This is a genomic window from Actinoplanes siamensis (assembly GCF_016862395.1).
In the GTDB taxonomy this organism is placed as follows: domain Bacteria; phylum Actinomycetota; class Actinomycetes; order Mycobacteriales; family Micromonosporaceae; genus Actinoplanes; species Actinoplanes siamensis.
The window spans coordinates 1-11176 of the sequence record NZ_BOMW01000107.1 but is presented as its reverse complement, the minus strand read 5'-3'; the positions used below and the strand labels follow the sequence as shown (position 1 = coordinate 11176).

9 protein-coding genes are annotated in these 11176 nt (G+C 67.7%); 3 read left to right on the top strand and 6 right to left on the bottom strand.

What is annotated here, in order from left to right; all coding sequences use genetic code 11:
* From Asi03nite_RS36810 to Asi03nite_RS36800, 3 genes are all read left to right on the top strand, one after another.
* On the top strand, positions 1-173 hold a 173-nt coding region (locus tag Asi03nite_RS36810), incomplete at its 5' end, for a type II toxin-antitoxin system RelE/ParE family toxin (RefSeq protein ID WP_203685146.1).
* Complete coding sequence (locus Asi03nite_RS36805) at positions 170-496, top strand: XRE family transcriptional regulator (protein ID WP_203685145.1); 327 nt, start codon at positions 170-172, stop codon at positions 494-496. The genes Asi03nite_RS36810 and Asi03nite_RS36805, both read left to right, overlap by 4 nt.
* A gap of 270 nt (positions 497-766) precedes the next feature.
* Entirely contained in the window at positions 767-1954 is a 1188-nt protein-coding gene (locus Asi03nite_RS36800) for a sigma-70 family RNA polymerase sigma factor (RefSeq protein WP_203685144.1), read from the top strand.
* A gap of 256 nt (positions 1955-2210) precedes the next feature.
* Here the strand turns inward: Asi03nite_RS36800 and Asi03nite_RS36795 are convergent, their stop codons facing one another.
* The 6 genes from Asi03nite_RS36795 to Asi03nite_RS36775 all read right to left on the bottom strand — a co-directional run bounded on the left by Asi03nite_RS36795 (position 2211) and on the right by Asi03nite_RS36775 (position 10819).
* Positions 2211-2678, bottom strand: a complete 468-nt coding sequence (locus Asi03nite_RS36795) for a hypothetical protein (RefSeq protein ID WP_203685143.1) — start codon at positions 2676-2678, stop codon at positions 2211-2213.
* Between the two features lie 93 nt (positions 2679-2771).
* Positions 2772-2903, bottom strand: a complete 132-nt coding sequence (locus Asi03nite_RS38750; RefSeq protein WP_275409533.1) for a hypothetical protein — start codon at positions 2901-2903, stop codon at positions 2772-2774.
* Between the two features lie 58 nt (positions 2904-2961).
* Positions 2962-4023: a Wadjet anti-phage system protein JetD domain-containing protein gene (locus tag Asi03nite_RS36790; protein WP_203685142.1), complete on the bottom strand. Its 1062-nt coding sequence runs from the start codon at positions 4021-4023 to the stop codon at positions 2962-2964.
* On the bottom strand, positions 4020-8513 hold the full coding sequence (locus tag Asi03nite_RS36785; RefSeq protein WP_203685141.1) for a coiled-coil domain-containing protein: 4494 nt from the start codon (positions 8511-8513) through the stop codon (positions 4020-4022). Before Asi03nite_RS36785 ends, Asi03nite_RS36790 begins: the two co-directional genes overlap by 4 nt.
* Before the next feature lie 12 nt (positions 8514-8525).
* Positions 8526-9323: a hypothetical protein gene (locus Asi03nite_RS36780; RefSeq protein ID WP_203685140.1), complete on the bottom strand. Its 798-nt coding sequence runs from the start codon at positions 9321-9323 to the stop codon at positions 8526-8528.
* The gene (locus Asi03nite_RS36775; protein WP_203685139.1) at positions 9320-10819 is read right to left on the bottom strand and encodes a hypothetical protein; all 1500 of its coding nucleotides are present in this window, start codon (positions 10817-10819) and stop codon (positions 9320-9322) included. The genes Asi03nite_RS36780 and Asi03nite_RS36775 overlap by 4 nt, the downstream gene beginning before the upstream one ends.
* Positions 10820-11176: the final 357 nt, after the last annotated feature.

The following is an 11176-nucleotide window of genomic DNA, read 5'->3' as shown; positions in this document are numbered from 1 at the left end:
ACTCAGCCGGGGCAACAGAGATGCGGATCCTGTTCATCTTCGATCCCGCCCGCAATGCGGTCCTCCTTGTCGCCGGAGACAAGGCCGGACAATGGACCGCCTGGTACCGGCAAGCGATCCCCCTCGCCGAGGCGAGGTATGCGACCTACCTGAAGGAGATGGAGGAGTCATGAGCAGCACCCACGGGTACGACCGTGATGCTTTCCTCACCGAATTCTTTCCCGACGCCGAGGATCGCGCCGAGGTCGAGGCCGGAGCTCAGGCCCTCATTCACATCAGTCGAGCCCACCGGCTTACAGAGATGCGCAAACGTCTCGGGCTCACCCAGGCCGAAGTCGCTGAGCGGATGAATGTGCGCCAGGAACGGGTTTCCGCCATCGAACGCGCCAAGGTCGACGCGAGCGAGCTGAGAACCCTTGCTGCTTACATCGCAGCGCTCGGCGGCCGAATGGAGATCGTCGCCGACTTTGGCAGTGAGCGTCTGGTAGTCGGCTGATCGCACGTGGCAGCTCATCTCCTCAGTTGTATGGTCGCCAATAAACCCATAGCGGACTATTAGGCACTTATTTGGCGAAAAGCCAGCCAGTAGATCAAGGACAACCGGGTGCCCTCCGACGGCTGGTGCGACCGTCCGAGATGGCCACGCTCCAGAGCAGCACGACGACGCCAGGACATCTCGGTTGATTTCATCGACCCATGTCGCTCATTGGGAGTACATGCGCACCCTCGGCCGTGATCGATGCACATCGCTGTCGTTGGGTGCGACATGACAGTTGTTCATGACGCCGTTTCCGCGTCAGCCGAGCTGATCGCCGCAACCCGCGCTGACCTCGGGATGAGCCGCGCCGCGTTCGGGGCGATGACGGGCCGCTCGGAGGGAACCATCCGCCGCTACGAGGACCGCGCCAGCCGTCCACCGGCGATTTTCTTCCACAATCTGATCGAGGCTGAGCCCGGATGTGGCCTGCGGTTCAACGACTTCGCCCCGGCTCTGGGTTTCCGTCGCATTGAGTCGATGAACCCGGACGACTACGGGTCGATCCACGAATACTTCCTCGGCGTCAGGGTGCTCCACCGCCGCAGCCGGATGAGTTTCGCGGCGATGCTGTCCGTCTCGGCTACCCACCTCGCGGCGGTGGAGCACCGCATCAAACCCGAGCCCCAGCTGGTACAACGCCTCGCCAGGCTGTTCCTGCGCCCCCACTACAACTACAGCGACCTGGTCCGCCGGTTCCGCACACTCCGGCCCGACCCGCGCGCCACACGGCTCCGCGGCATGTTCCGTGAGCTGCGCGACCCGCAAACCGCAGGTCACGAGCGCTCACGGATACGAGCCGACCTCATCGGCGACAACGCAGATCTCGCCCGCCAACTCGCCAAGCGGGAAGCGCGTTACCTGCCTGACCCCGGTGACGCCGCGAACGCGTGGGCAACAGCCCTGGTCAAGGCCGTGGACGGACACGACCCTCGCTACGGTGACTTCGTACCGTACCTGCGCAAATGGATCATCGGCGAGGTCCGTCACGAAGCCCGGCGTGAATGGCAGTCCGGCACCTCAGCCACCTTGCGGGCAAGCGCCGCCCGTATCAGCCGAGCACGGGACGACCTGCATCAACAGCTACGCCGCGACCCCACTCCCGCCGAGATCGCCACCCATTTACGCCTTCCGGTCACCGCCGTGGCCGACGTCTTGAACGCGCTCGCCGCCCGCCACAGTCGGCCTCTGGAACACGATCTTGCCGCACCCGCCGCGCCCGCGCAGGTAACGGGATTCTCGTCAGCGATGCAAAACCGTCTGGCGCGGCTCCAGGATCGTCAACGCACTGTCATCGAACTCCGCTTCCTTCACGGGCTCGACGACGCCGAGATCGCTGAGTCCCTCACCATCAGCCCCACCTCCGTCCCGGACATCGTCAACACGGCACTCGCGCAGCTCCGAGACTCCATCTCATGAACCCCGGTCGGCTGTGCCGCGGGAGCCGATGGTGTCCGGCGGTGTCGTCGGCGGGTCACTCAACGGGTCGATATCTGCCGCGTACGTGTTCGCCCAGACCAGCCAGGGATCGTCGGTCGACATCCCGGCCGCCACCAGCTGGTCGCCATGGGCACGGATCCGCCGGGCGAGCTTCCACGCCGCGACCTGCTCCCGCAGGACATTGTCTCGACACTTGATGATCTTTCGCTGGCGTTTCGCCTCCAGGAGCTGTTACTCAGCGCGCCGGGTGCGCATCACGCTCGGCGCGAACGGAAACCGCTCGACGTTCCATCTCCGCCAATACCTCGGAGAGATCGTCTTCAATGCGGCGCTGGACATGGTCCACCCACCGTGACGGCCCCTGCCCAGCGCCCCTGATCTCCAGGACCAAGCGCAAGGTCCATCGCTTTCCGGTCTCTTCGACGATCCGGATCTCATGTCGCTGGCCGTCGATCACGACGACGATAAGTGTGTCGTGGTCGCCGGAAGCGACTGTGTTCCCCTTGGCTGACGCCGCGTCCGCGAGAGCCTGACCGCTCATCAAGGTCCGTGACCGGTTCTCTATGAAGGCTGGCAGCAGCTCCGGTTGATCACGCAGGCGATCGACGACCGGATGAGGGTTGACCAGCTCCGCGGGTACGGGGATGGCCGACGCTCTGGCCGGGCCGCGATATTGGGCGGACGGATGCTCTCCCGGCCGCAACTCGATGGTCAGATCTCCTTCGCTGCGGCCTCGATGCAGCAGATGCCAGCCCGGCGGGACCTCACCGCTCTGCCTGACGCGATGCAGCAGCCGTCACCAGGCTGCCCGTACTGCTTTCGGCGGATCTTTCACCTGGACGGCGCCGCCCTCCTCAAGCAGATCGAGCAACCCGGTGGTGGTCGACGGCGGTGTACGCCCGGCCGGCAAACTCAACATGTCGACCATGCTCGATGATCGACGATGGGTGATCCACGACGAGAGTGGCATGTCCCCGAAACGAGCGTCATCTTAGGTCCGCAATCCAGCTGTCGATCGCAGCGGCGAGTAGCCGGGCCGACACTGCCTCCTGCGGGAGGCGCAGACCTCGGAGCAACAGATCTTCGACCGCTGCTGTCGCCGCTGGCTCACCCAGCCAGCTTGCGAGCGCGGCTGCCCGCTCAGTTTCGACGGTAACCTGACCGGCCTGTGGAGTACCGTGATCCAGCAGCAGCCGGTACAGGCCGTGGGCAGGACGTACGGTCGGTAGGTTCTCGGCAGTGGCCGACAGCGCGGCTGAGGCGGGGATGCGCAGTCCGTCTGTGTCGAGGTCGCCGAAGTAGGCGACGTCGCGGACGTGGGGCAGTTCGGCGGTGCTGAGCACCGATGCTTCGAAGGCCGCGCCCGCTCCCCACGCAATGTGTCCGACCCCGCTGGAGGTGGCGGCCAACGTTCGGCGCAGGGAGTCGAAGGTGTCGGCGTTCTCGACGACCAGCAGGATGGGGCCGTCGCCGATGCGGCGAACGGGAAGCGGCGGACGGGAGCGGAACGTCCGCAGCATCGTGAGGGTGAGCCGGCCCGGGCCGAACAAGGCGGTGTTCAGCAGGGTGTCGAGGCGTTTCTCATAGCCGAACAGTTCCAGGGATCGCTCACGAAGGGGTACGACGTCCTGGTCTTTGCCGCGGTCGCGCAGCCAGGTGTTCACGACCTGGAGCACGCCGACCTGCCCGACGGTGAGCCGCGCCGTGGCCGCCCAGGCGAGATCCGGGCGCCACGGCACCGCCAGGGCCAGCGCGGCGGCGGGCATCGTCGCCGTCGGCTGAGGCATCGTCAGCCTCGCGGGCAGCGGCGGTTCAGCCGTACGGTCGAGGTTCCTCGATGCCGTCACCACACCTGCCGTGGCCAGCGCGGCGATTGTGGCGGCGAGGTCAGCTCGGCGGGTCGGCCGCGTGGCCGAGGCCGGGTCGGCGCGGGCGAACAGCGGCCAGATTTCGGCAAGTGTGATGGTGCGCCGGCCCCAAGCTTCAAGTTCGGCAGCGAGCCGCGCGGCGCGCGGGCTCAGCGGCGTGGGGGACGTTCCGAGGCTCATGCCGGTCGACGGTAGACGCGGGTGGCGGTGATAGTGCCCAACGCGGTGTTGTTCGGCGACGGGTCGTCGTCGGGGAACGGTTCGGGCAGTTGTCGGCGTACGATCTCGGCTACGCGAATGTGTTTCAGCCCGGCCCGCAGGTCGGCGTCGTTGCGCATCCTCACCCACAGGGGGAAGGCTGACAAGGCCCGGTCGTCGGACAACCCAGTCGTGTAGACGAGTTGCACGCCGAGCGCCGCCGCGACGCCCTGTTGCAGTTCCAGCAGGTACTCGGCGCTGGCCTTGCCGATCGGGTTGTCCAGGAACAACACGCCGGAGTGCCGCGCCCGTATCTGGCCGCGTTCGTTGGCCCGGAGGGCCGCCATCGTGCAGTAGAGCACGATGGCGGCGGTCAGCTCCTGGCCGCCGGAGAACACCTCGTTCATGTTTTCGATCGGCACTCGTTCGTCGCGCAGGACCGCGTCGGGTTTCAGGATGTCGACGAGAAATCCCTTCGGCACTGCCGCCTCGATGCTGCGCAGCAGCAGAGCAAGGCCATCCCGCTTCGGAGCCGCTGCGCTGCCCGCCCGGCTGGTGACCGTTGCGGACAGTTCGTCCACGACCTCACCGACCCGGGCGGTGAGCAGGCTCGGATCGGGTTCGGCGAAACGAATGCGCAGGAACTCCTTGCCTTCCCACTCGCCGAGCCCCGAAGGCAATTTGGAAAGCCGAGACGCGGTCCGCAGGGTCTTGAGCGCGCCGTCCACGAGCGCGGCCAGCCGGTCGACGATCAGTTTGCGGTGCCGACCGGCAGACTCGAGATCACTGGTTAGGGTGGCCAGGCGCTGTTCGAGTTGGGTGGCGAACTCGCCCGCGCGGGCCGCCAGCTGTTCCCGGTCGAGGCCGACGAGAGCGCGCCGGGCGACATTGGTCATCGCCTCGAACTTCGACTCGCCGGCCAGCCTCACCGCCACGTCAACGAGCCGGATCACTTCCTGATGTGTGCTTCGTTCGGCTGATCCGGTCTGCCGCAGTCTCTCCTGCGCTGCCGCGGCGGCTGCGCGGGCTTGCTCCGCGGTGCCGCCGTACGGCTCAACGGAGCCGGTCTCCAGGCCGGTGTCGGGCTGATCCAGCCGGGCTGCCAGGGGCTCGCCGACTGCGCCGAACGCACGGGTCGCCTCGCCGGCTTCGCCGGCGCGCTGTTGCAGGCGGGTAGCCTCGGCGGATGCGTCCTCGTAGCGTTGCTGGCCAGCGCGCTGTTCAGCGATGGCTGCCGTCAGCAGCTGTCGGCCGTGCTCGACGCCGGTGGGCCGGCGTTCCTCGGGCAGTTGGATCCACACGTTGCGGTTGTCCGACGGTGTCACCGCTTTCAGCTCACCGGTAACCACGCCGATCTTCTCTTTCGCGGCGCTGATAGCTACGTCGCAGCGAGCCTGTTCACGCTTGGTTCGGGCGACGGCCGCCTGGCGACCGGCCGCATCCGCGCCGTCGGGACTTCTCAGCAGCTCCGACGCGCGGGCGATGTCGGCCGGGTCGTGGCCGTCGACGTCGGCGCGGAGTCGGGCCGCTTCGGAGTCCGCGGTGTCGGCTGCGGCGCGCAGGTCGTGGCCGACCTCGACCGCGGCGTATGCGGCTGACGCTGCCTGGTAGGCGGAGCGCAGCAGCGGGATGTCGTCGGTTGGCACCGTCGTGGCGTGCTCGCCGGTGGAGGTGACAACGTCGCCCATCTCGGCACGGTGACGTTCGGCGCGGGCGCTCGCGTTTTCGGCGGCCAGCGCGGCCTCGGTCGCCTGCTCCTGCGCTCGGTTGCGCTGCTGGGTCAGCTCTTCGGCGGTCCGCTCGCCCAGCGCGATCGCGTCATCGATCTCAGGCAGTCGCTTACGCTGCTCTTCGGTCGCCGCCACGGCTGTCGCGAGCCGGTTCAGTTCCCCCGCCTGTTCTGCGGCGGCCCGTTCGATCGGGCGAAGATCACGGAGTTCATCCTCAAGGCGTTCACAGAGAGTCGCGGCCGCCTCGGCCGCTGCGACGGCGATGCCGTCGGCTTCCGCAGCATCTGCCAGCTCCTGGTCACGGGTGATGAGGGTCTCGCGTAGCTCGTCGAGCCGGCCAGCAGGACAGCCCCGCCGCCAAGCGGCCAGCTCAGCCTTGACCTCTCGGAGACTAGTCAGGGTGGCGGTCGAAGAGTTGATCTCGCTGCCGCGGATCTCCATCGTCTCGCGGAGTTCGCCACGTTTAATCTCCGCGGCTTCGGCGTCGAACAGCGCCGGGTTGGGCTCAACGACGAACTGCTCACTAGCGGCCCCGGTCGGTTCGGAAACCGGCTGTTCGGCGGCGGCGGTCAGCATGCGGGCACCCGTGCCGACGGCCACTGCCGCGGTCGGGAGCAGGCGCGCGGCGCTCAGCGCTTGGCGGGCGGCTGTCATGGCACTGGGATCGACGATGACGACGCCGTCAGCCAACTGTGGATGCGCTTCGATCACCTGTCCGCGCTCCGCGGCGGCCACGTTCTCGGCAAGGTACCGCCAGCCGGCGTGCGCCCCCACGCCCGCTGATCGCAGAGCCTCCAGGCTTGCCTCGACCTCGACGCGAGGTGGGAGCAGGCCGCCGTCGCCGAGCGCGTCGAGCAGGCGCTGGTCTTCACGTTGAGCGTCGCGCAGCAAGTCGAGCTGCCGCCCGCGCCCCACGTCGTCGGAGTGCAGTTGCTCGGCCAGGGTGTCGGCGCTGCCGTCCAGCATTTCGACATCGACGGCATCGGCGGACAGCGCCGCCTGGATGAACTCGCTCGCGGTCAGCCGGGCAGCCGGGTCAAGGACTGCCTGAAGATCTCGGTTAGCTTCGTCATGGCGACCGCGAGCGATGCTCAGGGCCTCGCGTGTTTGTTGAGCGGCCTTCGCGGTGTCACTGGCGGTGCTCTTCGCGGCTTCGAGTGCCTTCTCGCCCTGCCGAATCTGCTCGGCGGCGATTCTGGCAGCCGCTTGCGCCTCGGACGCTGCCTCCGCCACGTCCTGGCCCGCTGCGAGCAGGCCTGCTGTGACCGCGGCCTCCACCTTCGCCCGGCTGTCGGCGATCTCTTTCGCGATCGTCTTCTGTTCGGCCCGATGCCGTTCAACCTCGACGAGTGCCTGTCTTCCTTCGTTGTCCAGATCCACGGCTTTGCCCTGGTACGCCACCGCGAGATCGCTCTGTCGATTTCGCTCGGCGCGGGCGGCTGCCGCCTCGGCGTGCAGCTTGCTCAGCAACGCTCCGGCCGCCCGGTCACGTGCGTTCAACGCCGGCCGTGCGTCACGTTCGGCCTGGGTGATCTGCTCGCCGAGCCGAGCCGATTTCTGCTCGGCTGCCGTTTTGCGTTCGATCAAGTCGGCGAGCGCCCATCCGCGCAGGTCGGCGTCGGCGGCATCGCGCCCGGCTTTCGCCTGATCATGCTCTTGCTGGGCGTCGGCGCGTTCCAGGACGAATGTCTGGCGGCGGGTCTCGTTGACGATGTCGCGCGCCCGGTCCCGGTCGCTCTCCCGGGCAGCGGCAGTCGACGCGGCGTCCTTGGCCAGCTGGCGTAGCCGCTGGGTGGCCTCGGCTTCGGCTGCTTCCCGAGCCCTGACACGTAGCAGCAGCGCGGTCCCGTCGTGGACGGCGCGCTCCAGGCTAGTGCGTGCGGCGCGATGACGCTCATGGGCGTTCGCTACCGGCCGCAATGCCGCCACCGCACCAGCAGCGAAGTCACGCTCCAGCAACATCGCGTGCCGGTCGCCGACCGTACGTGCATAGCTGTCGAAGTTTCCCGCGACGCTCACCGCGTCTTCAGCGTCCAGGACGATCTTCAGCAGCCACTCGACGAACTCCCGGCTGGACTTGAACTTGAACGCGCTGGCCGCGTCGCCCTCATCCGCGTTCATCCGCCGCTGGATTCCGAACAGGTCCGGCTCGATCCCGGTGTCCCGCAAATGGTCGGCCCAGGCACCCACCTCCGCGCCGACCCAGGTCAGCTGGGTGATCGGCGCCGCACGGTCGATCTCCTGCAATGCCTCGCGGAAGCCCTCCAACCGCAGCCGCCGGCCGTCGGCCGTGAACGGCAGTGTTTCGATCTCCACGCCGTGGTGCGGGCGCAGCGACCACCAGTGCTCGGCCAGCCGGTCGGCAGCCGAGCCGCTGCGTCGCCGCTGTAACGTCTTGCCGGTGATGACGCGATCGCCGGTGCGCACGTGCATCCACTCCAGGACGACGTGAGCGGCGTCGTCGCCAAGGACGAACTTCTCCATCACCGCGGCCGACCCGCCGACGGCGTTGCGCCGGCCCGGCAGCACGACGGAGAAGAGCAGCTTGAGCAGCACGCTCTTGCCGCCGCCGTTCTCCAACAGCAGCAGGCTGAATGGGCTTGGCCTCCGCACGGTGGTACCGAACAGACTGCCCTGCCCAGCGATGATCTGCCCGACGCCGGACAGGTCCAGCGTGACGTCGGTGTACCGGGCCCCGCGCGGGCCGACGCAGAACAACCGGACGCGATTGAGCTCGTACATCGTCTGTTCTCCCTAAAGCTGCGCCAGCGACTCGGCCGTCCAGCCGACCGTGACGGTTCCGGTGCCGTCGCTGATCTCGGTGATCCCGAGTCGGAGCAATTCGTCGAACATCACCACGCCCGCCTCACGGACCTGGGTGCGGTAGCGGGGTGTGGTGCGGAAGGTGCCCCGGCGTTCATCGCCGGTGCGTACGAGAAGTCCCTGGTCGGCAAGGAAGGTCAGCGCTTTGCTCACGATTCCCGTCGTGCTACTGGCCAGTTTGCGGCCGTCGCCGGTGCTGCCGGTTCGTGCCCGCCGGGTGTAGACACGCCAGGCCGCTTCCAGCCCCGGCTGGTCGGTCGCGACGTCCGCAGTGTCGGTTTCGGCGGCTGCCTCGGCAAGACGGCCGGCCGCTTCACGGACGAACGCCTCGACGCCGTCGACGGTGATCCGACCCAGGTACGTTTCGTTCGCCAGGTCGGCCGGCCGGGGAAAGGCCAATGTCGCGGCTCCCAGGTGGGCCAGGGCGTGCAGGACCCGCTCGGAGGCTTTGCCCTCGCCACCGGTACGGCGGGCGTAGTCGGTCATTCTCACCGCGAAGACGCTGTCCTGGGTGGAACCGAACACGATGCCGCTGCGGTCGCTGATCTCCAGGACGACCAGGTCGAGCCCGGTCGCGACCGCCTGGACCGCTGCCGCGAACTCGTCATCGGCGCGGGCACGCAGGACCAGGTCGCGGTACGTGTCATCGCGGGCCGGCACGAGCTTGGGACGGAACCCGTAACCGATCAGCCTGGCCGCATCAGCCGTGAGCTGCGCTGCGGTTGTCATGCGGCATCGTCCTCCGGTATCGACGTCGAGATCCGAGCAACAGGGCGATCGGCGGCGGACACGCGCTCGATGACGGCGCGAGCCACAAGAAGGTCGGCGCCGCCGTACTCCGGGTCGTGCAGTGGTGTGCCGTCGTCGACGGCGATGAAGACGCCTGCTGCCTGATGGCGAAGCGCCGGGTTAATCTCCTGCGCGGCGAGCGCGATGACCCGCACCACGACGAGCGCGGCGAGTTCCGGATGCAGCGTCCGGGCCTCTTCCAGCAAGCCGGACAGCCTCCGCGGCGCTTCCACGTCCAGATCGAACAGGTCATCGAGCAGGTCGTAGCACTCAGCCGGGAAGGCGGGTTCCTCAACCACCTCGTCGAGATCAGGGTCCTCGATCTCGCCGCCGAGCAGCTCCCGCTCGGTCGGCGCTGTCACCAACGCGGTGAACAGGTCGACCAGCCGCAGAGCCGGCGGAACCCGCACGCCGGAGCCGCGCACGAAATACGCGGCGAGGACCTCGTCTGCATCCGCAACCGGCAGCGCCAACACCGGCGCGAGTAGCTGGGCGTGCAGATCCAGGGCCGCTCCGGCGCTGCCCGGAGCGAATGTCTGCCGGTCCTGCTGTGCCCGGAACCGGCGGCCCGCGCCCTGCAGTGCCGCCTGCAACTGTTCATGCCGGCGCAGGCAGTCGCGGACGACCTCGACCAGTTGGGCGGCCTGCAGCTTGCGGGCCGCGGTGTCGGCGGTGTCCCGCGCCTCGGTGATGTTGACGAGGATCGCGTTCTCTGCCTTGTAGCGTGCCTCGATGTGCTCGATCGCCTCGGCGATGAACTCGGGCATCTCGTGCAGCCAGTCGACGGTGCGAACATCACGTTCGGTCGCTTCCAGCCGCTGGCGCAGCTTCTCCCCGTACTGAATGGTGCGGTAGCGGGCGGCCTGGGCAGCAGCCTGTGCGTCCGACAGCCGGCCGCGCCGGATCAGCGTCTCCAACCGCAGGTCCGCAGCGATCTGTGCCGACTCGATGTCGATTTCGAGCGCGCCGACGAGCACGTTGACCGCCTCGTTCGTGGCCCGCAGGAAGATCTCGCCGTCCGGCCCGGACACCTCTTCCAGCAGCTTGAAGTCGAACGCGTAACGACTGTAGCTGCCATCTCCGCCGGTCATGCCGTACACAGCGCGGAAGCCCCGGTCGGTCGAGCCGACGTTGAGCAGGTTTTCCAGCACCCAGCGGGCGACCCGCAGATGCTCCGCTTCGGTGTGATCGGGTGCTTGGCGGGCGGTGAAACGGGACAACTCGGCCACGATCCGCTCGGGCGGAGCGCCCGCGTCGAAATCCATCGCCAGGGTGACCAGATCGATGGCATTGAGCGCAAGTTCACTCATCTGGTAAACGGAAAAATCTCCGGCCTGGACTTGCGTCTTGCGGTTGTCGAGATCGTGCAACGGAGCTGTGCAGGCCAGCGCCTTAACGCGCTGAGCAAACCCAACATCACTCGCTGTTTCCACCACGGTTCGGGACAGTAGCGCGCGAGTGCGACAGAAACCACAGCCATCGGTTCACATCAGACTTGCGAACGGGACCAATTTTTGGCTTCATCGAGGCCGCCCTCGGCTCGTTCGAGGTGAAGCAGCACTCCTCGCACTTGTTGCGCCGCGCCCGACGCTCTGACCGCGATCGGCTTCGGAGGGGCGAACGGCCAGGGCTTCGCCGGTTCAGCCATAGTGGCGAACGGTATCTCCCGGACTCGCAGCCTCCTGGCTCACGTTCGCGGCCAGGCCAGGCGGGGCCTACTCCCAGCAGCGCGACGTCGCCGCCAACATGACTAAGCGCCTGGCCAGAACTGTTGTCCGTAACCCTCGGGGGGG